Below are 24,919 nucleotides of genomic sequence, written 5' to 3'. Positions count from 1 at the left end.
GGGCCGGCTGCCAACCCGACGGAAGTCATGGGGGGCGCAGACCCGTGTCGCCCCGTGGGAGCGCGCCGCGCGCGCGATGCCGCGGGCATTTCGCCGCCCGCGAATTCCGGTGGCCGGCGCGCCTGCCGGTCCAGGATCGCGGCATCCATCGGATCCTGCCGGCACCCGCGGCATCGCGCGCATGGCGCGCTCCTACGGAGATCGGCGGTTATGATCGGGTCCCATGAAGGAAAAAGAACAGATCGTCGAAAACTGGCTGCCGCGCTACACCGGCGTGCCGCTCGAATCGTTCGGGGAACACATCCTGCTGACCAATTTCGGCGGTTATCTCGGCCATTTCGCCAAGATGACCGGTGCCGAGGTGATCGGCATCGACCGGCCGATGCCCAGCGCCACCGCCGACGGCATCACCATGATCAACTTCGGCATGGGCAGCCCCAACGCCGCGACGATGATGGACCTGCTGTCGGCGATCCGGCCGAAGGCGGTGCTGTTCCTGGGCAAGTGCGGCGGGCTGAAGAAGAAGAACAAGCTCGGCGACCTGATCCTGCCGATCGCGGCGATCCGCGGCGACGGCACCAGCAACGACTACCTGCCGCCGGAGGTGCCGGCGCTGCCGGCATTCGCCCTGCAGCGCGCCGCCTCGACGATGATCCGCGATCTCGGCCACGACTACTGGACCGGCACCGTGTTCACCACCAACCGCCGGGTGTGGGAGCACGACGAGACCTTCAAGCGCTACCTGCGCCGGCTGCGCTGCATGGCGATCGACATGGAGACCGCGACGATCTTCGCCGCCGGCTTCGCCAACCGCATTCCCGCCGGCGCGCTGCTGCTGGTCTCGGACCAGCCGATGATCCCGGAAGGGGTGAAGACCGAGGCCAGCGACGCGCGGGTCAGCAACGAATACGTCGAGAGCCACATCCAGATCGGCATCGAGGCGCTGCGCCTGATCCGCCGCAACGGCAAGTCGGTGCGGCACCTGCGGTTCTGAGGCGTTGCCGCAGATTGCGGGCGTAGTGGTGCCAGGACAAGAACTCCGCGGGGGCGCGGCGTCGCGACTTCCGTCGCTCCCACAAAAGAAGGCAGGCTTGCCGCGTCACCTGGTCGCCGCCACACCTGTGGGAGCGACGGGAGTCGCGACAGGGCCATCCGGCGTGATGCGCCATCGCAGGCCCGCTGCCCATGCGACGGGTGCCGGACGCGCGCGCGCCGGCTATCCTGCGGGCCTGCTTTTCAGGAGAGCGCAGCCTATGACCACCGCCGTGGACGTTGTCACTTTCTGGCGCGAAGCCGGCTACAAGAAATGGTTCCAGGGCGGCGACGTCTTCGATCGTGAATGCGAGACGCGCTTCCTGGACGCGCACCTGGCCGCGGCGCGGCGCGAATACGAGCACTGGCTGGACAGCGCCGAGGGCGCGCTCGGCCTGGTGCTGCTGCTCGACCAGATCCCGCGCAACGTGTTCCGCGGCAGCGGCCACGCCTTCGCCACCGACGGGCTGGCGCTGCACTACGCCGGGCGCGCGGTGGCGGCCGGGCTGGACCACGAGATCGAACCGATCTTGCGCGCCTTCCTCTACCTGCCGTTCGAGCACTCCGAGGATCCGGACGACCAGCAGCGCTCGGTGGAGCTGTTCGCCACGCTCGGCGATGCCGGCTACGACGAGTACGCGATCGCGCACCGGGAGGTGATCCAGCGCTTCGGCCGCTTCCCGCACCGCAACCGCGCGCTCGGGCGCGAGAACACGCCGGAGGAGCAGGCCTGGCTGGATGCCGGCGGCGGCTTCTGAGACGTCCGCCGGATGCCCGGCATGAATCAACTTCATGCGTAGGAGCGCGCCATGGGCGCGATACCGCGGGTGCCCGCCGGATCCGGCGGATGCCGCGATTCTGGACCGGCAGGCGCGCCGGTCAGCGGGATTTGCGGGCGGCGCGATGCCCGCGGCATCGCGCCCATGGGGCGCTCCTACGGGGGGCGGGTCATCCCTGCTGCCGATGGACGCCGATCAATACCGCGGAATCGAGGCGTCCACGTCCTGTGCCCAGGCCTCGATCCCGCCTTCGACGTTATAGACCTCGCCGAAGCCCAGCCCGCGGAAGTGCTCCGCCGCCTCCCGGCTGCGCTGGCCGGTGTGGCACAGGAAGGCCAGCGCGGTGTCTTTGGGCAGCGCCTCGAGCGTGCGCCGGGCGTCGCCGTCGAGCACCTCGAACGGCGCGGTCAGCGATGCCTGCGCGCGCTCTTCCGGCGGCCGCACGTCGACCAGGGTCAGGCTGCCGGCGCGCACGCGGGCGTCGGCCTCGGCCGGCGTCAGCGCCTGCACCGGCTTGGGCGCATTGGGATTGTCGATCGCCAGGCCCTTGCCGCGGATGTCGTCGACCCAGTCGATGGTGATGCCGTCGGCGCGGCGCGCGCTGGCGGGATCGAACTGGATGCGCACGCCCTCGCATTCGACCGTGATCGCGTTGTCGCTGGCCGCGGCGATTTGGAAGCGCGGCTGGAAGCGTGCGTCGATCGCCAGCGCCAATGCGGTGTCGGCACCGGCATCGGCCAGCGCCTGGCGCAGCATCTGCGCCGCGGCCGGGGTGACGGTGACGTCCTTCGGCGGCGTGCGGTCGACCGGCGGCAGCCCGAGCGCCTGGTTCAGTTCGCCGGAGTTGGCCATCTCCTCGATGATGTCGCTGCCGCCGACCAGCTCGCCGTCGATGTACAGCTGTGGGATCGTCGGCCAATTGCCGTAGGCCTTGATGCCTTCGCGGATCTCCGGATCGGACAGCACGTCGACGTGCGTGAAGTCGACGCCGAGGCCACTGAGGAGGCCGGTCGCCTTGGCCGAGAAGCCGCACTGCGGCATGTCCGGCCGGCCTTTCATGAACAGCACCACGCGGTTGCCGTGCAGCAGCGTGTCGATGCGTTCGCGCAGGGCGGGATCGAGGGTCATGGCGGAGCTCGGTGCGGGAGAACCGGCCATTTTACGCGCGTGGCATCATCGCGGGATGAGCGGCCGGCAAACACTGCATCGCATTCCCCGCCGCCCGCACGCGTGGCTGGCCTGGCTGCTGCCCTCGCAGGTGCTGGTGATCGCGCTGTGGTGGGGATTCGGCTGGCGGATCGGACTGCCGGCGATGATGCTCAGCCACGTGCCGTTCTGGGTGTCGGTGCTGCTGCCGCGCGCCACGCTCTACGGTCCGGTGCTGGCGCGCCTGCCGGTCGAGGAGCGGGCGGTATGGCTGACGATCGACGACGGCCCTTCGGACGATACCGCTGCCATTCTCGACCTGCTCGACCGGCATCGCGCACGGGCGACGTTTTTCCTGGTCGGTGCCCGCGCCGCGGCGCGGCCGGACCTGGTGCGCGAGATCCTGCGCCGCGGCCACGACATCGGCAACCACAGCCAGACCCATCCGCAGGCCTGGTTCTGGGCGCTGGGGCCGCGGCGGATGGCGCGCGAGATCGGCGAGGCGCAGGCGACGCTGGCGGCGCTGACCGGCACGGCGCCGCGCTGGTTCCGTTCGGTCGTGGGCATGACCAATCCGTTCGTCGCCGCGTCACTGCGGCGGCACGGCCTGGCGCGTGTGGCCTGGAGCGCGCGCGGCTATGACGCCGTGCGCGGCGATCCCACGGCGGTTGTCGCCCGCATCGAGCGCGACCTGGCGCCGGGCGCGATCGTGCTGCTGCACGAGGGCGCGCCGCACGGGCGCAGCGTCGAGACGATCGAGTGCCTGCTGGAGCGGTTGCAGGCGCTGGGTTACCGGGCCACGCTGCCGGAAGCCGTGCTGCCGGCGCCCGGTGACGTCGCGGCCGATGCGGCGAGGTCTTAGCCGGAGCGCCGCCCGCCCGCATTCGTCCTGGTGATCCGGCGGCGCCGACATCGCGCGCATGGCGCGCTCCTGCGGGTGGAGCGGTGCGCGCCTTCGTAGGAGCGCCTCACAGGCGCGATACCGCGGGCATTTCGCCGCCGTGGAGCGATGGGCACCGACGCGCTTTCCGGTTCGCGTAGGAGCGGCCGATGGCCGACACCGGAAACACCCGCGGCATCGCGCGCATGGCGCGATCTTACATTGACGAAACCCGTGGCGACGGCCCGTCTCTCACCGCAGCGGAAACGGCTACCCGGCGCGGGCCGCCACGATCAGCCAGTTGTTGAATGGCGTGTTGCCGTACAGCGGTGTGAACGTCGTCCGCAGCCCCGCAGCCTCGAGCGTCTCGCGCAGGCCATCGGCGGTCGGGTAGCACTTCGGCCGTTCCTGCATCCAGCCGATCAGGTTGGCGAGGCGGTCGGTGATGCGGGTGGTGCGGCCGCGACGGCTGTCGTCGCCCAGGCCGGTGCGGATCACCAGCCGCGCGTCGGCGGTGAGCATCGCCGACGCCGTGGTCAGCAGTTCGCGCTGCGCCGCGTGCGAGAGGTACTGCAGGACGTCGAGGATGGCGACGCTGCCGCGATGCGGCGGCATGCCATCGGCGAGATCGGCGGTTTCGAACGTGGCATCGGCCAGCCCGGTCGCGGCGGCGCAGCGTCGCGCCCGTGCGATCTTTGCCGCGTCGATGTCGACGCCGCGGTAGGCCATCGTCTGCCCGTCGCTGCGCAGCGCGTGCGCCAGCAGGCCGAGGCCGCAGCCGAGGTCGAGCAGCGGCGCGCGGCTGCCACGCAGTGCCGCCAGCACCCCCGGATACAGGGGATCGCTGCGCAGCTTGAACAGCGTGTAGAAATAATCGTGGCGATTGCCCAGCGGATGCTGCGGCAGGAACGCGCGGGCGATCCGCGCCGAACGCGCGCGGTCGAGCGGACGACCATCGCCGGGCGGCGGGTCCGCGGGTGCGGATTCGAAGGACGGGGTCTGCATGCGTGGGATCATGGCGCCGCGTTGCCGACACGCTACCATGCCGCCATGAGTCTCCGTCGCCAACCGAAGCTCGCCGCGGCCGCACTGGGCATCGCCCTGGCGCTGGTGCTGGTCTGGGTGGTGGCGGTCCCGCTGCTGTCGGGCCGATGGCTCGATCGCCTGACACCGCTGGATGAGCCGACGCTGCTGCCGATGCTGTCGCTGATCTGCGGCGGACCGGTGCTGGCGCTGGCGGCGCTCATGGTCGCGGCCAGGCTCGAACACCGGCGGGCGCTGCGCGCGCTGCTCGCCGGCACGCTGGCGACCTCCGCCTTCTGGGCGCTGTACCACGGCTGGGCCGCATGGCGGGCGATCGCCTCGGCGGCCGGCGATGCCAACATCGGCATCGGCCTGTTGATGCTGGCCTCGCCGCTGCTGGTCGCGGCGGCGATGACGCTGGCGTATCAGTTCCCGGGCACGCCACCCGGGCCCGACAATCGTTGACGCGCGGCCGGCAGCGCCAGCCGCGTCCACGCCGTGTACATCGCCGCCGAGGGATGCAGGCCGTCTTCGGCCAGCATGCCGGCCTCGGCGCCGCGCGCGCGGCTGACCGCGGTGATGTCGACGAAGGCGACGCCGTGTGCGGCGCAGACCCGCGCCGCGGCCTCGTTGTAGGCATCGAGCTCGCGCGCGATCTGCGCCGGATCGCGGCCCGACTGCGCCGCGAACGGGGTCACGCCCCAGTCCGGGATCGACAGCACCAGCACGCGGTCGGCGCGGCCGCCGGCGAAGCCGATCGCGCGCTGCAGCAGCGCCGTGAACTGCTCCCGGTACTCGTTCACGTCGCGGCCGCGATACTGGTTGTTGACGCCGATCAGCAGGCTGACGAAGCCGTACGTCCCGAGCGGCTCGGCGGCATCGATCGCCGCGGACAGCTCGTCGGTGGTCCAGCCGGTGACGGCGATGATGCGCGGGTCGGCCAGCGGAATGCCTTCCGCGCGCAACGTCCGCGCCAGCTGCCGCGGCCAGCGACCGGCCTCGGGCACCGATTCACCGATGGTGTAGCTGTCACCCAGCGCCAGGTACGACACCTCGCCGGCCTGCGCGCCGGTGGCGCCCGCGCCTGCGGTGGCGGCCAGCGCGGCGGCCATCAGCGCCTCAGGCCACCGCGGCACGCGAGGCTTCCCCGGGCGGCCGCGCGCGCTCGACGTGCCGCTGCAGCACCCGGTCGATGCGGTGGAACACCTCGCGCAGCGTCGCCGGCTCCGGCAGCAGGGTGACGCGGAAATGGTTGCGGTAGGGCACGTTGAAGCTGGAGCCGGGCACGATCAGCACGTCCTCGGTCTCCAGCATCTCCAGCGCGAAAGCGTGGTCGTCGAAGCCTTCCGCGGCGGCGCCGGCTACGCCCGGGAACGCATACAGCGCGCCGGCTGGGGCCACCAAGCGCAGATATTCGCTGGCCTCGCAGCTCTCGATCACTGCGCGCCGCGCCTCGAACAGGCGGCCGCCGGGCGCGCACAGCGGGCCGATGGTGTCGCCGCCGTCGAGCGCCGCCTCGATCGCGAACTGCCCCGGCACGTTGGCGCACAGCCGCAGCGCACCGAGCAGGTCCATGGCGTGGTGGAAGTCGCCGCAGGCGGTGGGGTCGCCCGACAGCACCGCCCAGCCCACGCGCCAGCCGCAGGCGCGATGCACCTTGGACAAGCCGCTGAACGACAGGCAGGGCAGGTCGCCGGCCAGCGGCGCCAGTGGTTCGAACCTCGCGTCTTCATAGACCACGCCGTCGTAGATCTCGTCGACCATCAGCAGCAGCCGGTGCTTCTCGGCGACAGCGACGATCCGCTCGAGCAGCGCGCGCGGATAGACCGCGCCGGTCGGATTGTTCGGGTTGATCAGCACGATCGCGCGGGTGCGCGCGGAGACCAGCGATTCGATCTCGTCCGGATCGGGCAGGAAGCCGTGCTCGGGATTGCAGCGGTAGAACACCGGGCGGCCGTCGTTGAGGATCGTCGCCGCCGACCACAGCGGGTAGTCGGGCGAGGGCAGCAGCACCTCGTCGTCGGGATTGAGCAGCGCGCGCAGCGAGATGTCGATCAGCTCGCTGACGCCGTTGCCGATGAACACGCGTTCCGGCGAGGCATTCGGCGTGCCGCGGCGGCGATGATGCGCGGCGATCGCCTCGCGCGCCTCCGGCAGCCCCTGCTGGTGGGTGTAGGGATCGGTGTCGTGGATGTGGTCGGCGATCGCGCGCTGCAGGTGCTCCGGCGCGCGGAATCCAAACGCGCCGGGATTGCCGATGTTGAGCTTGATCAGCGTGCGTCCCTGGCCTTCCAGTTCGCGCGCGCGTCGGGCGAGCTCGCCGCGGATCTCGTAGCGGACTTCGGACAGGCGTTCGCGGGTCTTGAGCGGGGGCATGGGCGGCACGCGTGGATGCGGCGAAACAGCGGCAAAGCCTAGCGGAAATTCCGCGCCGCCGCGCGGGTAGAATCCACGCATGGCCGCCGTCCGCCCACCCGCTTGAATTCCGCCCCGCCCGAGGCCGCCGCCGCATTGCGCGCGATCGGCTGGCCGTTCGAGGGCGCGCCGGCCGAAGCGGGCGATCCACGCTGGCGCGAGGCGATCGCCGCGCACCCCGGCACCCGGCCGGCGCGGGTGGTCGAGCAGCATCGCACCGGTTACCTGGTGGCCGAGGGCCTGTCCGCGGGTTTTTCGGTCGAGTCGCCGCCGGAATGGCAGCGGGCGACGCTGCCGCCCGAGCAGCGCGCCGCGGTCGGCGACTGGGTGCTGCTGGAGGGCGCGCGCATCGTCGCGCTGCTGCCGCGGCGCACGGTGATCAAGCGCGGCGCCGCCGGCGAGCACTACCGCCAGCAGGTGATCGCCGCCAACGTCGACGTGGTGCTGGTGGTGTGCGGCCTGAACGCCGACTTCAACCCACGCCGGATCGAACGCTACCTGCTGCTGGTGCGCGGCGGCGGCGCCGAGCCGGTGGTGGTGCTGACCAAGGCCGACAAGCCCGGTGCCGACGTGGACGCCGCGCTGGCGGCGCTGGCCGACGTCGCCGGCGCCGAGGTGCCGGTGCTCGCGGTCAACGCCAAGGACCGCGACAGCGTCGCCGCGCTCGAGGCGTGGCTGCGACCGGGCGTCAGTGCGGTGCTGGTCGGCAGCTCCGGCGCCGGCAAGTCCACCCTCACCAACACCCTGCTCGGCAGCGAGCGCATGAAGACCGCCGCGGTGCGCGAGAGCGACGAACGCGGCCGCCACACCACCACCCACCGCGCCCTGATCCCGCTGCCCTCCGGCGCCTGCCTGATCGATACGCCGGGCATGCGCGAACTCAAGCCCACCGGCGAGGAGGACGTCGCCGAGAGTTTCGTCGACATCGAGGCCCTGGCCGAGCAGTGCAGGTTCCGCGACTGCTCGCATGCGCGCGAACCCGGCTGCGCGGTGCGCGCGGCGATCGAGGCGAGCGAGCTGTCTCCGCAGCGTTTCGCCAGCTACCTGAAGCTGCGCGACGAGGTGGCCGGCGCGGCCGGCAAGCTGGCCCACCGCAAGGCGCAGAACGCCGAGGAGAAGGTGCCGGGCAAGAACAAGCGGCTGGACGACAAATACGGCAAGCGCTAACGGGCAAGGGTTTCCCATGCCAGGGTGATCGAGAAAAAGGCGCCGCCGGAGATCCGGACCGGCGAGGCTCCCGCGGCCGCTCGATCAGAGCCGCGTGGCCGCCAGGAACCGTTCGCGATGCTGCTGCATGCGCTGCTTGACCTCGGCCAGGGCATCGCTCTCGGTGGCCTCGAGCATCGATTCGAACAGGCGCTGGAAATGATCCTGCATCGCGGTGCGGGCGGCAGCGGGATTCCGGTCGCGCAATGCAGCCAGGATCGCCGCATGTTCCCGTTTCCGGTCACCGGCATCGTTGTGGCAGACGCGGGCGTAGACCTGCCGGACCCGTGGCAGGTCGTTGCGCATGCGCCATATCAGCTGGATGCAATGTTCGATGACGGGATTTCCGGCGATCCTCGCGATCGCCATGTGGAACGACTGGTCGGCTTCCCCGGCCGTCTGGTCGGTGGCGCTCGGTTCCGCCATGACCGCGATCAATGCCTCCAGCTCGCCGATCTCCTCGTCGCTGATCCGGCTGGCCGCCAGCGCGGCCGCCTCCGCCTCGATCACCGAGCGCGCGGCGGTGACGTCGAACGCGGTGACGTCGGGAAGCGCGCCCGGCGCGTCGAGCCGCGATTTCACGTAGACGCCCGAGCCGGTCTTGATCGTGATCCAGCCGCGGGCCTCCAGCGCGATCTCGGCCTCGCGCACCGTGACCCGGCTGACGCCGAACCGCTCGGCCAGGTCGCGCTCCCCCGGCAGGCGCGACCCGGGCGGGAATTCTCCCGATTCGATCAGTTTCAGCAGTTCCGCGACGATGGACTGGTAAAGGCGGCTCTCGGACATTTCGGGATCGTCTGCACTCTGGAGAACGTGGGGCATCCGCCACCGCACCGGACCGGGGTCCCGGACCGCACCGGTACTCAGAAGCGGTAGCGTACACCCAAATAATAGCGTCGTCCGTAGCCGTGGTACTCGTGGAAATTGCCGGGCACCGGCATGTAGGAAATGCGCGGTTCGTCGGTCAGGTTGGAAGCTTCCAGCGAGAACGAGAGCTGCTCGCTCGCGCGCCAGGTGGCGCGGAAGTCGACCGTGCTGCCGCTCTGGATGTAGCGGTTCTGGGACGGGCCGCCGACGAAGCGCTGGTAGTACTCGGAACGGTATTTGTAGATCGCCTGCAGATCGACCGGCCCCAGCGTCCAGTACAGCGATCCGGAGGCCACGTGCTTCGACAGGCCGAAGATGTTCGCCGGCTCGACCAGCCCCGGCGTGGTCTCGCCGGTTTCGGGGTCGATCTGGTCGCCGAGCCTGAGGTCGTGGTTCTCGAAGTTCGAGTCGGCGTAGTTATAGCTGGCCTTGACGCCCAGGCCGTCGAACGGCGCGGGCAGGTAGGAGAAGCGGTGCGAGCCGGTGAACTCGAAGCCGAACAGGTCGCTCTTCCTGTCGGTGGTGTCGAGCTGCTCCACCGGCACCACCACGGTCTCGCCGTCGATCACGAACGTCTCGTCGACCAGCACCGGGATCTCGCCGCCGGTGAACTGCTTGTAGTAGAGCGCCACGGCGAGCAGCGAGTCGGGATTCGGATACCACTCGAAGGAGATGTCGCCGTTCCAGGACAGCAGCGGCCTGGTGCGCGGGTTGCCGGTGGCGGCGATGCTGTCGATTGCGTCTCCGACGTTGCCGAATTCGCCGTCCTCGATGTCGATGACGCGGCCCGCGCCCATCGCGCTCAGGTCGGGCCGGGCCATGGCGCGGTACACGCCCAGGCGCAGGATCTTGTCCTCGGTCAGTTCCAGCGCGGCGTTGAAGCTGGGCAGCAGCACGTCGTGGGACGCCTTGATGACCTCGGTTTCGAACTCGCCGGTGGGCTCCAGGCTGATGCTGCCGTCGGCGTTGCGTATCACGTCCAGGTCGCTGCGCAGGCCCATGGCGCGTACATCGGTCTTGACCCAGCGCGTGCCGAAATTGCCGGTGACCGGCAGGCCGAACCACTCCGAGGCGAATTCGCCCATCAGGTAGAGCGCCTGCGTCTTCTCGCCTACGTCGTTGTTGGCCGGGTTGCGCAGGTCCGGGTTGCGGCCGGTGTCGTCCACCCCGGTCAGCGCCCGGAACAGACAGCGCGAGTCGAAGGTCGCCCAGCGTTCGATGGTGTTGCCGCCGGCCTCGTCCAGGAAATCGTCCTGCGGGAAGTCGACCCGGCAGCCGATGTTGGCGTCGCGGATCAGGTCCAGGTTGTCGTTGCGATCCAGTTCGATCTCGACCCGGTCGTCGTAGTCGCGATAATCCGACCGGGCATGGCGCACGCCGGCCTTGACCGCGGTCAGGAAGCCGCGCTCGGGAAAGTAGGCGCCGTCGAAGCGGAATGCGCGCAGGGTGTGCTCGCGCTGCTGTTCGTCGCGGCGCATGCGCGGGACGTCGCCGAAGTTCTCCCAGCGGGTGATGTCGAAGGCCGGATCGATGATCACCGACGGCATGTCGCCGCGGTAGTCGTAGCGGTAGTTCACGCGGCGCGCGTCGACGATGCCGGCCACGTCCTCACCGTCGATGTCCTCGTCGTCGGCGCGCAGGCGCGTGGTCCAGTCGTTCTCGGTGCGCAGGGTGTGCGAGTACGCCAGGTCGGTGGAGAACAGCCACGCGGCACTCGGCCGCCACTGGAAGTTGAGTCCCGCGCCCTCGTATTCCTCGGCGCGGATCTTGTAGTTGGAGTTGGCCTCGATTGCGCTCTGGCCGTCGAACGATTGCATCGCCCCGTTCTCGTCGAACACTGCATTCCTGATTCCGCGCCTGCCTTCGGAAAGCACGAGTTCACTGCGGTCCTCGGTGAAGGTCCGGTCCGACCACTGGTAGTCGAAGTTGACCTCCATGGTGTCGTTGGGCTGCCACTGCAGCGCCGCGAACACCGCATCGCGTTCGTCGTGCTCGACGATCTGGCGATAGGTGCGACCATTGGGCACCAGGTAGAACGGCGTGTTGCCCGCCCTGGGGTCGCCCGGGACGATGTTGCCCGAGAGGTCGTCGTTGATGGCGCTGTCGCAATTGCCGGACAGTTCCACCGTCGCGTCGCAGGCTCTCCAGGTGGAGCTGGTGGCCGCCACTTCCTCCGGATTGCTGCTTTCCAGACTCTGCACGCCGAGCGAGACGCCGAGCCTGCCGCCGTTGGCGAACTCGAACTGGTCCAGGTAGCTGGCCGTGCCGCGCCAGCCGATGCCCTCGCCGTCGTCGAGCTTGCGGTCGTATTCCGGATAGGTCGCCCGCCCATCGAGCTGGATCCGGCGCTCGCCGAACGACAGCGGCTTGACCGTCTCCATGTTGATGGTGCCGGCGATGCCGCCCTCGATGAAGTCGGCGCGCTGGGTCTTGTAGATCTCGACGGTATTGATCAGTTCGGACGGGAACTGGTTGAAGTTCACCGAACGGTCGCCGCTGCCGTTGGTCGCCTCGCGGCCGTTGAAGCTGGCCGAGCCCAGGAACGGCCCCAGGCCACGGATCGAGATCTCGGTCGCGCCGCCCTTCTCGCGGTGGGTGGACGCGCCGGTGATGGTCTCGATCGCCTCGCCGATCGACAGCGCCGGCAGGTCGCCGATGTCCTTGGCCGACAGCGCGTCCGAAACCACGGTGGCGTCGCGCTTGTTCTGGATCGAGGACTGGATCGAGGCGCGGATGCCGGTGACCACGACCGCGTCGAGTTCGGTGGCGTCCTGGTCCTCGGAGGCCGGCGTCGGTACCGGCCCGGAAGGCTGGCCGGCCGGCGGCGGCTGGGCCGGCGTTTCCTGCGCCTGCGCCGCCTGGGTGCCGAACGCGGCGCAGATGGCACAGAACAGCGCATTGCGCAGCGCCGAGGGTCGTATCGGGTGAACGCGGGCAACCTGTTGCTGGCGACGCATGTGCTCCCTCCGGAATTGGCGCCCGTCGTCGTCGGGCTCGACAGGAGGTTTCACCCATTGCCGGCCAATGTCAAACAATTGGTAGATTTAATCGCACTAGTTCATTGGCTAGGCCATTTCAGCGAGATTTGATGTGCAGTTGCAGCAAATTTGCGCCAGATATCCGGACCAGATAGTCTTCATTGGACTGACCACTTGCTGGTGCAGCAAATGGCAGCCGGGCGGGAGGAACGAGATGCGGGACATTCCATCGACACGATCCTGGCGCCTGCGCTGCAGCCTGGCGGCTCTTTGCCTTCTGCTACCGGCGACCGCAGGCGCAGCGCAGGGGCGGTCGCTGCGGGTCGCCACCCAGGCCGAGTACGCCGAGGCCGTCGAATCCCTGCAGCCCGGCGACACCCTGGTGCTCGCCGACGGGGAATGGCGCGACTTCCAGGTCGTGCTGACCGGGAAGGGTGAATCGGGACGGCCGATCACCCTGACCGCGCAGACGCCCGGGAAAGTGCTCCTCACCGGCCGCTCGAACCTGCGCATGGCCGGCGAATATATGCACGTCTCCAACCTGGTGTTCCGCGATGGCTGGTCGCCGACCGGTGAAGTCGTCTCCTTCCGCCGCACGCGCGAACAGCGCGCCAACCACAGCCGCGTCTCCGGCATCGTGATCGACCGCTTCAACAATCCCGATCGCCGCCTGTCCGACCACTGGGTCGCGCTGTACGGGCACGACAACCGCTTCGACCACAACCACATCGTCGGCAAGACCAATGCCGGCGCGACCCTGGTGGTCGTCCGCGACGAGCAGCAGGGGCTGGACAACCGCCACCGCATCGACCACAACTGGTTCGGCCCGCGCCCCAACCTCGGCGCCAACGGCGGCGAGACCCTTCGCGTCGGCACCAGCCACGACTCGCTTTCCGATTCCCGCACCGTGGTCGAGTCCAACTGGTTCGAGCGCTGCGACGGCGAGGTCGAGATCGTCTCCAACAAGTCCGGCGGCAACGTCTATCGCGGCAACGTCTTCTTCCGGTCGCGCGGGGCGATGGTGCTGCGCCACGGCGACGGCAATCTGGTGGAGGACAACGTGTTCCTCGGCGGCAACGAGCCGCACACCGGCGGCATCCGCGTCATCAACCGCAACCAGACGGTGCGCAACAACTACCTGGAAGGCCTGGCCGGCGATGGCTTCGCCTCCGCGCTGAGCGTGATGTACGGCGTGCCGGACTCGCCGCTCAACCGCTACACCCGGGTCGACAATGCGGTGATCGAGCACAACACCTTCGTCGACGTGCGCAGCATCCTGCTGGGGCTGGGCATGGACCAGGAGCGCTCGGCCGCGCCGGTGGACAGCCGCCTCGCCCGCAACCTGATCGTGGCCGACCGCGACCCGGTCGAGGTGCTCGGCGACATGGGCGGCATCGCCTTCGAAGGCAACCTGCAGAGCCCGGCCGCGTCGCCGCGGATCCCAGGCGGCATCCAGGGCCGCGAGGTCGCCATGACCCGCGCGGCGACCGGACTGCAGGTGCCGGCGCGGCCGGAAGACGCCGGCGCGCGCCGCGACCTGCGCCCGGTCCCGCGCGAGGAGGTCGGCGTGTCGTGGTATCCGAAGGAGGTCCCGGCCGCCGCCTTCGACGGCGATGGCGAGCGCAGCGTGGCGCCGGGCGAGGACACCCTGTCGGCGGCCATGGCCGCCGCCGCCGCGGGCGACCGGCTGCAACTGGCGCCGGGTCGCTACGTGGTCAACCAGGTGCTGAAGGTCGATCGCCCGCTGTCGCTGCACGGGCCACGCGACGGCGTGGCGACGATCGCCTTCTCGCGCTCGACGCTGTTCGAGATCCAGCGCGGCGGCTCGCTGAAACTCGGCCGGCTGGCGATCGTCGGAGAGGCCGCGCCCGACCAGGCCGGCAACGCGGTGATCCGCGTGCCGCCGGGTTCCGGCGCGGCGAACTACGTGCTGGTGCTCGAAGACCTGCGGATCGCAGGCCTCACCGTCAACCGCGGCTTCGACGTCATCGCCACCGGCAAGGACACCCTGGCCGATGTGATCGCGCTGCGCCGGGTCGAGGTCGACGACATCAGCGGCGCTGTGCTGTCGGCCGCCGCGGAGATCGACGACCGCGGCACCTACAACGTGGAACTGGTCGAGATCGAGGCCTCGCGGTTCCACCGGGTGGGCGGCACGGTGGTCGACCTGTACCGCGGCGGCACCGACGAGAGCACCTTCGGGCCGAAGATCCGCATCCACGATTCCACTTTCGATCGCGTCGGCACCCGGTCCGGCGCCTCGCTGCGCCTGCACGGCGTGCAGCGCGCCGTGCTGGTCGGCAACGATTTCAGGGACAGCGCCGCGGTCCTGTTCGAACGCACCGTCGGCACGCCGTTGCTGGTGGCGGAGCGCAACCGGTTCGACGGCACGCCGGAGATCCGCTCCGACGTGCCCGCGGCGACGCTGCAATGAGGGGCGCCGCGCTGCTTGCCGCCGCGCTGCTCGCCGCCGTCGTCGTCGTCGCCCCGGCGCGCGCGGCGCAGGCGGACACGGCAGCGTCCGCGGTCGCATCCGACGGGCCGGCGCCGGTGCTGGTTTCCGCGCCGGAGTGGCGGCGAATGCGGGAGCAGGGCGAGGGCTACCCGCTGTTCGCGGGCGAACAGGCGCGCGTCGCCCGCAGCGTGCACGCGGCGATGGCCGAAGGCGTGGTCGTGCCGCAGCCGAAGGATCCCGGCGGCGGCTACACCCACGAGCAGCACAAGCGCAACTATCTGGTCATCCAGGGCGCCGGCATCCTGTATCGGCTGACCGGCGACCGCGCCTACGCGGATTTCGCGCGCGACCTGCTGCTGGCCTACGCGCGCCTGTACCCGGCTCTCGGCCCGCATCCCGCCGGCCGCGGCCAGATTCCCGGACGCCTGTTCTGGCAGACGTTGAACGATTCGGTGTGGCTGGTGCACGCCGTCCAGGGCTACGACGCCATCCGCGAGACGCTCGATCCGCAGGACCGCCGCACCATCGACGAGCAGCTGTTCCGGCGCATGGCGCATTTCCTGTCCGACGAAACGCCCGAGAACTTCAACCGCATCCACAACCACGCCACCTGGGCGGTCGCCGGCGTGGGCATGACCGGCTACGTGCTGCGCGATCGCGAGATGGTGGAAAAAGCCCTGCTGGGCCTGTCGCGGGACGGCGAGGCCGGGTTCCTCGCGCAGATCGACGAGCTGTTCTCGCCGGACGGTTACTACGAGGAAGGTCCGTACTACCAGCGCTACGCACTGGCGCCTTTCGTGATCTTCGCCAACGCGATCGCGCGCAACGAGCCGCGGCGGCAGATCTTCGCGCACAAGGACGGGGTGCTGCTCAAGGCGGTCGATGCGCTGATCCAGAGCAGCTACGCCGGCTATTTCTTCCCCATCAACGACGCCATGCTCGACAAGGGCCTGGACACCGAGGAACTGGTCGCCGCGATCGCGATCGCGTACGCGCGCAGCGGCGACGACCGGTTGCTGTCGATCGCGCAGCGGCAGGGCCGCACCGTGCTGACGCCCGAGGGCCTGGGCGTGGCGGAAGCACTGGCGGCGGGTCGCGCCGAACCCTACCGGTTCGGTTCGCTGATGTTGCGCGACGGCGCCGACGGCAACGGCGGCGGCCTGGCGATCTTGCGCGAGGGCGGCGAGGACGGCCAGGCGCTGGTGATGAAGAACACCTCCCAGGGCATGGGCCACGGCCATTTCGACCGGCTGAACTGGCTGTTCTACGACAACGGCCAGCGCGTGGTCACCGACTATGGCGCCGCGCGCTTCCTCAACGTCGAGGCCAAGTCCGGCGGCACCTATCTGCCGGAGAACAGCAGCTGGGCCAAGCAGACGATCGCGCACAACACCCTGGTGGTGGACGAGCGCAGCCACTTCGACGGCGACTGGAAGCGCGGCGAGGCGCACGCGCCGACCCCGCTGCTGTTCGACGTGGCCGACGGCGTGCAGATCGCATCGGCACGCATGACCGGCGCCTACGACGGCGTCGGCATCACCCGCACGTTGGCGCTGCTGGCGCATCCGGACCTGCGCTTCCCGGTGGCGGTGGACCTGTTGCGGGTCGACGGCACCGCGCCCGCGCGCTACGACCTGCCGCTGCACTTCAACGGCCACGTCATGACCGTGGGGTTCGAGGCAAACCGCAACGTCGAGGGGCGCCCGGTGCTGGGCGAGGCCAACGGCTACCAGCACCTGTGGGTGGACGCGGACAGCGAAGCCTCCGACCGGACCCGCGCGCTGACCTGGCTGCTCGACGGCCGCTTCTACACCTTCCGCTTCGGCGCCAGCGCGCCGACACGTGCGCTGCTGGTGGAGAGCGGCGCCAACGATCCCGAGTTCAACCTGCGCCGCGAGCCCGCCCTGCTGCAGCGCATGGACGGCCGTGCCGACGCCGCGTTCTTCAGCGTGCTGGAGCCGCACGGCGCCTACGACGGCACCGCCGAGACCGTGCGCGGCGCCGACAGCCGCGTCCGCGACGTCGTCCACGTCCGCGGCGAGGACGCCGACGTGATCGTGCTGACGCTCGCCTCCGGCGCCACCCTGGCGCTTGCCGTGGCCGACGATGCCGATGCCGGCCGCGCCCACCGCGTGGCCGCGAACGGCCGCACCTATGCCTGGACCGGCGCGTATGCCCGCTTCGGCGCGCAGGCCGGCGCCGACGGCAGCAACCGACCCCGGACCGAGGACATGCCGTGAAGCGACGCTCCGCCGTGCGCTGGATCATCATCGGCCTGATCTCGGTCGCCACCATCGTCAATTACATCGACCGCAACGCGCTCGCCGTGATGTGGCCGGAGATCGCCGGCCAGATCGGCGCGACCAAGGAAGATTACGCGCTGCTGGTCACCGTGTTCATGCTGTTCTACGCCGCCGGCCAGTTCGGGTTCGGGCGGCTGTTCGACATCATCGGGGTGCGGCTCGGCTTCACCCTGTCGGTCGCGGTCTGGTCGGTATCGATCGCCCTGCATGCCGTCGCCAGTTCGATCCTTTCGTTCGGCGTGTTCCGCGCCATGCTCGGCGTCAGCGAAGCGGGCGCCTGGCCGGGTGCGGTCAAGGCGATCGCCGAGTGGTTCCCGTCGCGGGAGCGCGCGTTCGCGCAGGGCATCTTCAACGCCGGCGCGTCGCTCGGCTCGGTGGTCTCCGCACCGCTGATCGCGCTGCTGTTCCTGTCGCTGGGCTGGAAGAGCACCTTCGTGGTGATCGGCGTCCTCGGCTTCGTCTGGCTGCTGCCGTGGCTGGTGATCTACCGGTGCGGCCCGGACCGCCATCCCTGGGTGAGCGAAGCCGAGCGCGTGCTGATCCTGGACGCGCCGGAGGATGCCGGCGATGCCGTGCAGCCGGTCTACGCGCCCGGCGTGCGCGGACTGATGTCGCATCGCCAGAGCTGGGGCATCGTGCTGGCGCGGTTCTTCCTCGACCCGATCTGGTGGCTGTTCCTGGCGTGGCTGCCGATCTACCTGGCGGAAACCTTCGGCTTCGACATCAAGCAGATCGGCCTCTTCGCCTGGGTGCCGTATGTCGGCGCCATGTTCGGCAGCCTGTTCGGCGGCTGGCTGTCGGGCCGGCTGATCGCCCGCGGATGGAGCGTGGAACGCGCACGCAAATGGAGCATCACCGTCGGCGGCGCGATCATGGCGCCGGGCCTGCTCGGCGCGGTGCTGGCCGTGCAACCGGTCTTCGCGGTGCTGACCATCGCCGCCGTGCTGTTCGGCTTCCAGGTCGCCATCGGCAACATCCAGACCCTGCCGAGCGACGTGTTCCACGGCAGGTCGGTCGGATCGCTTGCCGGCATCGGCGGCATGGCGGCGGTCGCCGGCACCCTGGTCACGACTTGGCTCGTGCCGGTGATGACCAAGCAATCCTTCGCTCCCATCTTCATCCTGGTCGGCACCCTGGTGCCGCTGTCGTTGATCGCGATCTGGTGGATCGCCGGCCCGATCAGGAAGCTCGACGGCCCCCCGGCAGGCAAGTGACTGCCGCCCAACATTCCGAGGAAAGCAACACTATGGACTTCAACAACAAGGTGGCGATCGTGACCGGCGGCGGACGCGACATCGGCCGCGCGATCTCGCTGAAGCTGACGGCGGCGGGTGCGCGCGTGTGCATCAACTACGCCAACGACGAGGCGAACGCGCAGGACACCCTGCGCCAGGTCGAGGCCGGCGGTGGCACCGCCATCGTGCATCGCGCCGACGTGACCTCCGCGGACGCGGTCGCCGGATTGGTCGCGGCCACCCGGGCCGCGTTCGGCGAGCACGTCGACCTGCTGCTCAACGTCGCCGGCGGCATGGTCGCGCGCAAGCCGCTGGCCGAGATCGACGAGGCCTACTTCCACAAGGTCATGGACCTCAACCTGAAGTCGGTCTACCTCACCACCCGGGCGGTGGCGCCGCTGATGCGCGAAGGTTCTGCGATCGTGAACTTCGCCTCGCTCGCCGGGCGCGACGGCGGCGGCCCGGGCGCCGCGATCTACGCCACCTCCAAGGCCGCGGTGATGACCTTCACCCGCGCCATGGCCAAGGAACTCGGCCCGCGCGGCATCCGGGTCAACGCGCTGTGCTGCGGCATGATCGCGACCCGCTTCCACGACGAGTTCACCAAGCCGGAGGTGCGCCAGGCGGTGGCCAATGCGACGCCACTGCGGCGCGAGGGACGCCCGGAGGAAGCGGCCGACGCCGCGTTGTACCTGGCGTCGGGTGCCGCCAGCTTCATCAACGGCGCCAACTTCGACGTCAACGGCGGCGTCTTCTTCTCCTGAGCGTGGAACTTCTCGGCAGGGTGGCGAAGGCAATGCATGCACGGTCATTCCGTGGCGACGCGCATCTCGCGCAATGTCGAGGCGAGCGTGGCGACGAATACGTCGGCCGCCTTCGACGGCGGGCGGTCCTCCAGGTACACGCATTCGACCTTGAACCGGATCGCCGGATCGAACGGACGGAAGGCGGTGGCCTCGTCGATGCTGGCGCGCGCCGTGAATTCGTCCACCACGGCCATGCCGGCGCCGCAGCGGGTGAGCGCGGCGGCGATGTAGAAGGTCTGGTTGGAGACGACCTCGCGGATCGAGACGTTGTGGCGCTGCACCTCGGCCGCGAACAGGTCGCCGACCGGGCCACTGGTGGTCAGCCCCACCATGTCCTGGCCGTCGAGCAGTCGCAGCGGCACGCTCGCGCCCACGTCGGGCAGGCTGCCCTTCTGGAACAGCAGCATCAGTTCGCCGGTGTCCAGTTCGCGCCGCTGCATGCGCGGATGGGCCGGCGGATCGTAGGCCACGGCGATGTCGCAGGTGCGCTCGTACAGGGCCTCGAACAGGTTGTCGTGGTGCAGCGTCTGCACGTCGAACGTCACTTCCGGATGCTCGCGGCGGAAACGCATGATCGCCATCGGCGCCACGTGCAGGCCGAGCGAGGGCACAACCGCCAGGCGGATGTGGCTGCCGCCGAGGTTCTTGATGTTGCTCACCGTCTTCTGCAGCGAAGTCAGGCGCTTGAAGATCTCGGCGACCTCGAGGAACAGCGCATGCGCCTCGTCGGTGGCGACCAGGCGGCCGCGCACCAGCGTGAACAGCGTCAGTCCCAGCTGCGACTGGGTGTGGTGCAGCACCTTGCTGACCGAGGGTTGCGAGACATGCAGCGAGCGCGCGGCGGCGCTGATGGAGCCGGTGGTGTAGACGGCGTAGAAGACTTCGATCTGGCGAAAGCGCATCGGCCGATCCTAGGCCACCGCGCGCGCGGCGGCCAGCAGCACTGGTGCCGCGCTCATGGGCGGCCCACCACACCCTCGCGCCGCGGGTCGGCCGCGCCGTCGAGCCGCCCGTCGCGCAGCAGCACACCGTGCAGTCCCGAGTCCTCTCCCGCGCCCGGGCGCACCTCGATGCCGCGGCGCGCCAGCGCCGCACGCAGTTCGGTCGACATTCGCGTCGCCTCGCCGTCGACGCGTTCGCCGCGCGCGACCAGGTTGGGCAGCGCGATCGCCTGCGCCAGCGGCAGATCCCAGTCGAACGCGCCGGTCAGGGCCTTGGCGATGTAGGCCGGGATCGCGCTGCCGCCCGGCGATCCGATCGCGCCGAGGAACCGGCCGTCGTGGTCGAGCAGGATCGCCGGCGTCATCGACGAGCGCGGGCGCTTGCCGGGCGCCACGGCGTTCGCTGCCGGCACTGGCCGGTCCGCGTCCGCCCAGGAGAAATCGGTCAGCTGGTTGTTGAGGAAGAAGCCGCGCACCATGCGCCCGGAGCCGAAGTACGACTCCACCGTGGTGGTCACCGAGACCGCATTGCCCTGCGCATCGACGACCACGAAGTGGCTGGTGCCGGCCGGCTCGCGGGTGGCGTCGTCCACGCGCGGCGGTGCGCCCGCAGGCGTTCCGGCCGCGTATTGCGGGGCCGCGGTGTCGCCAATCAGGGCCCGGCGCGCGTCGAGGTAACCGGCGTCGAGCAGGCCGTCGACGGGAACGGACACGAAGCGCGGATCGCCCACGTACCGATCCCGGTCGGCATACATGAGACGGCTCGCCTCGGCGAACAGGAACCAGGCCCGCGGATCGTCCGCGCCGCGCGTGCCGATGTCGGTCCCGTCCAGCAGCAGCATCAACTGCAACAGGCCGACGCCGCTGGCCGGTGGCGGCGGCACGCACAGCACGTAGGCGCGCAGCGGCCGGCACAGCGGGCGAACGGTCTCGGCCGTGTACGCGGCCAGGTCTTCCGTGGTCATGCCGCCTGCCAGCGGTGGTGCGGCGGTGCGCGCAACGATGTCGGCGGCGATCTCGCCGCGATGGAGCGCGGTGGCGCCCTCGCGCGCCAGCGTGCGCAGCGTTGCGGCGTAGTCGGGATTGCGCAGCCGGTCGCCGGCCTGCATGCGCGTACCGTCGGGATGCGAGAAGTAGCCGACTACGTCCGGTGCCGAGGCCTGCGGGAAGCGGCCATCGATGTGCCGCGCCAGGCGCGGGCCGATGACGAAGCCCGCTTCGGCGCGGTCGATGGTGTCGCCGAACAATGCCGCCCACGGCAGGCGCCCGTGCGCGCGGTGCGCGGCGGCGAATGCCGACACCGCGCCGGGCACGCCGGTGGCCACGCCGCCCAGCATCGCCTCGGCGCGCGGCAGCGCGCGGCCGTCGTCGTCGCGCAGCATTGCCGGTGAGGCGGAGGCGGGCGCGGTTTCGCGCCCCAGATAACCGGTGACCTCGCCGGTGGACGCATCGTAGGTCATGACGATCGCGCCGCCGCCGATGCCCGAGCTCTGCGGCTCCACCAGTCCCAGCATCATCTGCACCGCCACCGCCGCATCGATCGCGCTGCCACCGCCTTGCAGGATGCGCGTGCCGGCTTCCACCGCGAGCGGATGCGCGGCCACGACCATGCCGTGATCCGTGCCGGCATCGCCGCCGGCGCCGGGCGTGCGACATGCCGCCAGCAGCAGCGACGACAGCAACAACGGCATCCACAGTGCGCCACCACGACGCAGCGGATCCAAGACGGCGGGAGGCCGGTGAAGCAACGGAGTGGGGCATGTGCGCATGCCACCAGACTAGCCGCCACCGCGCATTGCACAACTCACCTTGCATCGCACGCGGATAACCTGCGGTTATGGATGCGCCATAGCCTCAAGTTATACCGCTGCCCAGCAATCCTGCACGACAAACACGCCATCCGCGGCCACTCTCCGTGGTAGAGGGCAGCAGGGACGACTGCAGCGCGAAACACACGGACCGTACCTCCCGACCGCATCCGACTCCGGGGAGAGCATGAGCATGAGCGCCATCAGGATCGTCACCCTTCTTTCCGGCAGCGCGTTGTTGTTCGCCGGCGGGCTGGGTCTTCCCGCCGCCGCCGCGGCGCAGTCCGTGCCGGCGCCCGCCGCAACCGCAGATGCACAGGATCCGGCGGATCCCGCAGAGCCGACGCAGGCGCCACCACCTGCCGCGCAGGATACGGCCGCCACACTCGACACGGTGCAGGTGACCGGCTCGCGCGTGCTCAAGGCCGGCTACGCATCGCCGACGCCGGTGACCACGATCGATTTCGAGCAGATCGAACTCGCCGCGCCCAACAACATCGCCGACTACCTCAACACCATGCCCTCGCTGGTCGGTGACGCCACCACCACCCAGGGCAACAACTCGATCAGCTCCGGCACCACCGGCATGAACCGCCTCAACCTGCGTGGCCTCGGCACCGACCGCACCCTGGTGCTGGTCGACGGTCGCCGCTTCGTCGGCTCCAACCTGCAGGGCAACGTCGACGCCAACGGCCTGCCGAACGCGCTGATCCGCCAGGTCGACGTGGTCACCGGCGGCGCGTCGTCGGTCTACGGCTCCGATGCGGTGGCCGGCGTGGTCAACTTCCTGCTCGACACGCGCTACACCGGCACCAAGGGCTACGTGCAGTTCGGCGAGTCCGCCGAGGGTGACGACAGCCAGCAGAACATCGGCCTCACCTTCGGCCGGCCGTTCGCGGAAGGGCGCGGACACCTGCTGCTCAACGCCGAGTACGCGCACAGCGACGGCATCGGCGCGGCGCGCGACCGCGACTGGTTCCGCGGCTGGGGCAACATGATCAATCCCGACTGGACCGAGAACAACGGCCAGCCCTACCGCATCACCGTGCCGTTCCTGAACCGCCCCAACGAGGCCTTCGGCGGCCTGATCACCGGCGGTCCCTTGCGCGGCACCACGTTCGATCCCGACGGCTCGCCGCGCCCGTTCGACTACGGCACCCTCGATCTCACCGGATCCAACTCTTCCGGCGGCGAGCTCGACGGCCATTTCGCGGCGATGTCGCTCAAGGGCGACGTGCGCCGCAAGAACGTGTTCGGCCGCGCCTCATTCGAGATCTCCGAGGCGTTCGAACTGTTCGCCGAGGCCAGCGCCGCCAATTCGGTGGCGACCACCAATTCGTCCTACAACTACTTCGGCGGCAGCCTCACCATCCGCGACGACAATCCCTATCTCGATCCGCAGACGCGCGCCGCGATGGCCGAAGCCGGTGTGGACAGCGCCCCCTACGGCCTGCTGCTGGGGGTCGCATCGCCGCGGGTGGAGGTCGATACCTACCGCGCCGTGGTCGGCCTGAGCGGCATGGTCGGCGAGACCTGGGATGTCGACGCGTACTACCAGTACGGCGAGAGCCGGCTGTCCACGCGCGTGCTCAACGTCGCCAACAGCGGGCGGCTGGCGCAGGCGATCGACGCGGTGGTGGATCCCGACAGCGGGCGCATCGTCTGCCGCTCCAGCCTCGCCGATCCCGGCAACGGCTGCGTGCCGCTCAACACCTTCGGCGGCGCGGCGCCCGACGATCCGGCGCTGGACTGGGTGAACGGTTCGCCGTGGATCGACCAGACCGTCACCCAGCAGGTCGCTTCGGCGAGCATGAGCGGCGAAGCGTTCTCCACCTGGGCCGGACCGGCGACGCTGGCGTTCGGCGCCGAGCATCGCCGCGAGAGCGTGCGCGGCCGCAGCGACGAGGCCGGACAGCGGCGCGAGTGGCTGTTCGGCAACTTCCTGCCCACCCGCGGCTCGAATCGGGTCAACGAGGCCTTCGCCGAAGTGCTGATGCCGCTGGCGGAGACGCTGGAGTTCAACGGCGCGGTGCGCGTGGCCGACTACAGCTATTCTGGGATCGAGGTGCCGTGGAAGACGGGACTGACCTGGCGGCCGCTGCAGTCGCTGCTGCTGCGCGGCGTGCGTTCGCGCGACATCCGCGCGCCCAACCTGAGCAACCTCTACCAGGCGGGGCTGACCCAGCGCCAGAACGTGCTCGACCGCTGGAACGGCGACGTGCGCCAGAACATCCTGCGCATCTCGCAGGGCAACCTGGACCTGAACCCGGAAATCGCCGACACCACCAGTTTCGGCGTGGTGTTCACGCCTGCCGGCCTGCCCGGCCTGCAGGGCGCGATCGACTACTACAGCATCGACATCAAGGACGCGATCTCCACGTTGAGCAACCAGGAGACCGTCGACGGCTGCTACGACGGCGACCAGTCGCTGTGCCAGTTCGTCACCCGCGACGCCTCCGGCACGATCACCGAACTGCTGATCCAGCCGATCAACATCGCCAACCAGAAGGTCCGCGGCGTCGATGTCGACCTGTCGTACCGGCATGGCCTGCCCACTCTGGGCAACGATGCCGACCTCGACTTCCGCGTGGTCGCCAGCCGCCTGCTGGAGGATACCCGCGAGACGCCGTTCTCCAGCCACGACTATGCCGGCGAGAACCGCGATGGTGCGCCGAAGTGGCGCGCGCTGGCCACCGCGACCTTCCGCAGCGGCCCGGCCCGGCTCGGCGCCTCGGCGCGCTTCATCGGTCCCGGCGTGCTGCGCAACGACTGGGTGCACGGCGTGGACATCGACGACAACACCGTGCCCAGCACCTGGTACCTGGGACTGTTCGGATCCTACGCCTTCGCCGGCGACCGGATAGAGGCGTACTTCCGGATCGACAACGCGCTCGACCGTGATCCGGTGGTGATCGCCACCGACAGCAACGGGATCAATGCCACCCTCTATGACGTGGTCGGCCGCTACTTCACCGTGGGGCTGCGGTTCGAGTTCTGAGGGCGGCACCACGGGCGCGGCGGGCACGGCCCGATCGTCGCGTCCGT

At 69.9% G+C, this 24,919-nt stretch carries 18 protein-coding genes; 10 read left to right on the top strand and 8 right to left on the bottom strand.

Translation table 11 applies throughout. The features are described 5' to 3' along the window. Positions 1 to 223: 223 nt before the first annotated feature. Positions 224 to 994 carry an AMP nucleosidase gene (locus FXO19_RS14770; protein ID WP_149195874.1) on the top strand — a complete coding sequence of 257 codons (771 nt, stop codon included), beginning with the start codon at positions 224 to 226 and terminating at the stop codon, positions 992 to 994. Positions 995 to 1,253: 259 nt separating this feature from the next. After that, entirely contained in the window at positions 1,254 to 1,790 is a 537-nt protein-coding gene (locus FXO19_RS14765) for a DUF924 family protein (RefSeq protein ID WP_149195873.1), read from the top strand. 216 nt (positions 1,791 to 2,006) lie between these two features. Here the strand turns inward: FXO19_RS14765 and grxD are convergent, their stop codons facing one another. Next, positions 2,007 to 2,939, bottom strand: a complete 933-nt coding sequence (gene grxD / locus FXO19_RS14760; RefSeq protein ID WP_149195872.1) for a Grx4 family monothiol glutaredoxin — start codon at positions 2,937 to 2,939, stop codon at positions 2,007 to 2,009. Positions 2,940 to 2,994: 55 nt separating this feature from the next. Between grxD and FXO19_RS14755 the strand changes: the two genes are divergently transcribed. Then, positions 2,995 to 3,819 (top strand): polysaccharide deacetylase family protein, encoded by an 825-nt coding sequence (locus tag FXO19_RS14755; RefSeq protein ID WP_149195871.1) that lies wholly within the window; start codon positions 2,995 to 2,997, stop codon positions 3,817 to 3,819. 288 nt (positions 3,820 to 4,107) lie between these two features. Here FXO19_RS14755 and FXO19_RS14750 read toward each other — a convergent pair whose 3' ends face one another. After that, on the bottom strand, positions 4,108 to 4,842 hold the full coding sequence (locus tag FXO19_RS14750) for a methyltransferase domain-containing protein (RefSeq protein ID WP_149195870.1): 735 nt from the start codon (positions 4,840 to 4,842) through the stop codon (positions 4,108 to 4,110). 45 nt (positions 4,843 to 4,887) lie between these two features. Here FXO19_RS14750 and FXO19_RS14745 point away from each other — a divergent pair, with 45 nt between their 5' ends. Continuing rightward, the gene (locus tag FXO19_RS14745) at positions 4,888 to 5,325 is read left to right on the top strand and encodes a hypothetical protein (protein WP_149195869.1); all 438 of its coding nucleotides are present in this window, start codon (positions 4,888 to 4,890) and stop codon (positions 5,323 to 5,325) included. Here FXO19_RS14745 and FXO19_RS14740 read toward each other — a convergent pair. Together FXO19_RS14740 and FXO19_RS14735 are read right to left on the bottom strand one after the other, a co-directional pair. Further along, positions 5,286 to 5,972 (bottom strand): SGNH/GDSL hydrolase family protein, encoded by a 687-nt coding sequence (locus FXO19_RS14740; RefSeq protein ID WP_149195903.1) that lies wholly within the window; start codon positions 5,970 to 5,972, stop codon positions 5,286 to 5,288. The two genes, FXO19_RS14745 and FXO19_RS14740, sit on opposite strands and share 40 nt — an antisense overlap. A 7-nt stretch (positions 5,973 to 5,979) precedes the next feature. Further along, on the bottom strand, positions 5,980 to 7,236 hold the full coding sequence (locus tag FXO19_RS14735) for an aminotransferase class I/II-fold pyridoxal phosphate-dependent enzyme (RefSeq protein WP_149195868.1): 1,257 nt from the start codon (positions 7,234 to 7,236) through the stop codon (positions 5,980 to 5,982). Between the two features lie 102 nt (positions 7,237 to 7,338). Here FXO19_RS14735 and rsgA point away from each other — a divergent pair, with 102 nt between their 5' ends. After that, on the top strand, positions 7,339 to 8,442 hold the full coding sequence (rsgA, locus tag FXO19_RS14730) for a ribosome small subunit-dependent GTPase A (RefSeq protein WP_149195867.1): 1,104 nt from the start codon (positions 7,339 to 7,341) through the stop codon (positions 8,440 to 8,442). An 84-nt stretch (positions 8,443 to 8,526) separates the two neighbouring features. Here rsgA and FXO19_RS14725 read toward each other — a convergent pair whose 3' ends face one another. Together FXO19_RS14725 and FXO19_RS14720 are read right to left on the bottom strand one after the other, a co-directional pair. Continuing rightward, a complete protein-coding gene (locus tag FXO19_RS14725) occupies positions 8,527 to 9,267 on the bottom strand; it encodes a FadR/GntR family transcriptional regulator (protein ID WP_149195866.1) in 741 nt (246 codons plus the stop codon). A 77-nt stretch (positions 9,268 to 9,344) separates the two neighbouring features. After that, positions 9,345 to 12,305, bottom strand: coding sequence for a TonB-dependent receptor (locus FXO19_RS14720; RefSeq protein ID WP_149195865.1), 2,961 nt, complete (start codon positions 12,303 to 12,305; stop codon positions 9,345 to 9,347). 235 nt (positions 12,306 to 12,540) lie between these two features. On the opposite strand from FXO19_RS14720, the gene FXO19_RS14715 reads away from it, so the two are divergent. Genes FXO19_RS14715 through FXO19_RS14700 form a run of 4 tightly spaced genes read left to right on the top strand, consistent with a single transcriptional unit; the run spans position 12,541 to position 19,083 of the window. Continuing rightward, positions 12,541 to 14,760 (top strand): polysaccharide lyase 6 family protein, encoded by a 2,220-nt coding sequence (locus FXO19_RS14715; protein WP_149195864.1) that lies wholly within the window; start codon positions 12,541 to 12,543, stop codon positions 14,758 to 14,760. Beyond that, positions 14,757 to 17,021 carry an alginate lyase family protein gene (locus FXO19_RS14710; RefSeq protein ID WP_149195863.1) on the top strand — a complete coding sequence of 755 codons (2,265 nt, stop codon included), beginning with the start codon at positions 14,757 to 14,759 and terminating at the stop codon, positions 17,019 to 17,021. The genes FXO19_RS14715 and FXO19_RS14710 overlap by 4 nt, the downstream gene beginning before the upstream one ends. Further along, the gene (locus FXO19_RS14705) at positions 17,018 to 18,298 is read left to right on the top strand and encodes an MFS transporter (RefSeq protein WP_149195862.1); all 1,281 of its coding nucleotides are present in this window, start codon (positions 17,018 to 17,020) and stop codon (positions 18,296 to 18,298) included. The genes FXO19_RS14710 and FXO19_RS14705 overlap by 4 nt, the downstream gene beginning before the upstream one ends. Before the next feature lie 32 nt (positions 18,299 to 18,330). Next, positions 18,331 to 19,083 (top strand): SDR family NAD(P)-dependent oxidoreductase, encoded by a 753-nt coding sequence (locus tag FXO19_RS14700; protein WP_149195861.1) that lies wholly within the window; start codon positions 18,331 to 18,333, stop codon positions 19,081 to 19,083. Positions 19,084 to 19,127: 44 nt separating this feature from the next. Here the strand turns inward: FXO19_RS14700 and FXO19_RS14695 are convergent, their stop codons facing one another. Continuing rightward, complete coding sequence (locus tag FXO19_RS14695; RefSeq protein ID WP_149195860.1) at positions 19,128 to 20,027, bottom strand: LysR family transcriptional regulator; 900 nt, start codon at positions 20,025 to 20,027, stop codon at positions 19,128 to 19,130. 53 nt (positions 20,028 to 20,080) lie between these two features. Beyond that, positions 20,081 to 21,757, bottom strand: a complete 1,677-nt coding sequence (locus FXO19_RS14690) for a gamma-glutamyltransferase family protein (RefSeq protein ID WP_149195859.1) — start codon at positions 21,755 to 21,757, stop codon at positions 20,081 to 20,083. A 310-nt stretch (positions 21,758 to 22,067) separates the two neighbouring features. On the opposite strand from FXO19_RS14690, the gene FXO19_RS14685 reads away from it, so the two are divergent. Beyond that, on the top strand, positions 22,068 to 24,872 hold the full coding sequence (locus tag FXO19_RS14685; RefSeq protein WP_187775803.1) for a TonB-dependent receptor plug domain-containing protein: 2,805 nt from the start codon (positions 22,068 to 22,070) through the stop codon (positions 24,870 to 24,872). The last annotated feature ends 47 nt before the right edge of the window (positions 24,873 to 24,919 follow it).

The sequence above is a fragment of the Luteimonas suaedae genome (genome assembly GCF_008312895.1).
GTDB lineage: Bacteria > Pseudomonadota > Gammaproteobacteria > Xanthomonadales > Xanthomonadaceae > Luteimonas > Luteimonas suaedae.
This window is presented reverse-complemented; position numbering and strand designations above follow the sequence as displayed.

Excerpts from the sequence above, each read along its gene's own strand:
- FXO19_RS14770 (WP_149195874.1), top strand. The coding sequence starts at position 224 with ATGAAGGAAAAAGAACAGATCGTCGAAAACTGGCTGCCGCGCTACACC.
- FXO19_RS14765 (WP_149195873.1), top strand. The coding sequence starts at position 1,254 with ATGACCACCGCCGTGGACGTTGTCACTTTCTGGCGCGAAGCCGGCTAC.
- grxD (WP_149195872.1), bottom strand. The coding sequence starts at position 2,939 with ATGACCCTCGATCCCGCCCTGCGCGAACGCATCGACACGCTGCTGCAC.
- FXO19_RS14755 (WP_149195871.1), top strand. The coding sequence starts at position 2,995 with ATGAGCGGCCGGCAAACACTGCATCGCATTCCCCGCCGCCCGCACGCG.
- FXO19_RS14750 (WP_149195870.1), bottom strand. The coding sequence starts at position 4,842 with ATGCAGACCCCGTCCTTCGAATCCGCACCCGCGGACCCGCCGCCCGGC.
- FXO19_RS14745 (WP_149195869.1), top strand. The coding sequence starts at position 4,888 with ATGAGTCTCCGTCGCCAACCGAAGCTCGCCGCGGCCGCACTGGGCATC.
- FXO19_RS14740 (WP_149195903.1), bottom strand. The coding sequence starts at position 5,972 with ATGGCCGCCGCGCTGGCCGCCACCGCAGGCGCGGGCGCCACCGGCGCG.
- FXO19_RS14735 (WP_149195868.1), bottom strand. The coding sequence starts at position 7,236 with ATGCCCCCGCTCAAGACCCGCGAACGCCTGTCCGAAGTCCGCTACGAG.
- FXO19_RS14725 (WP_149195866.1), bottom strand. The coding sequence starts at position 9,267 with ATGTCCGAGAGCCGCCTTTACCAGTCCATCGTCGCGGAACTGCTGAAA.
- FXO19_RS14720 (WP_149195865.1), bottom strand. The coding sequence starts at position 12,305 with ATGCGTCGCCAGCAACAGGTTGCCCGCGTTCACCCGATACGACCCTCG.
- FXO19_RS14715 (WP_149195864.1), top strand. The coding sequence starts at position 12,541 with ATGCGGGACATTCCATCGACACGATCCTGGCGCCTGCGCTGCAGCCTG.
- FXO19_RS14710 (WP_149195863.1), top strand. The coding sequence starts at position 14,757 with ATGAGGGGCGCCGCGCTGCTTGCCGCCGCGCTGCTCGCCGCCGTCGTC.
- FXO19_RS14700 (WP_149195861.1), top strand. The coding sequence starts at position 18,331 with ATGGACTTCAACAACAAGGTGGCGATCGTGACCGGCGGCGGACGCGAC.
- FXO19_RS14695 (WP_149195860.1), bottom strand. The coding sequence starts at position 20,027 with ATGCGCTTTCGCCAGATCGAAGTCTTCTACGCCGTCTACACCACCGGC.
- FXO19_RS14690 (WP_149195859.1), bottom strand. The coding sequence starts at position 21,757 with ATGCCGTTGTTGCTGTCGTCGCTGCTGCTGGCGGCATGTCGCACGCCC.
- FXO19_RS14685 (WP_187775803.1), top strand. The coding sequence starts at position 22,068 with ATGAGCGCCATCAGGATCGTCACCCTTCTTTCCGGCAGCGCGTTGTTG.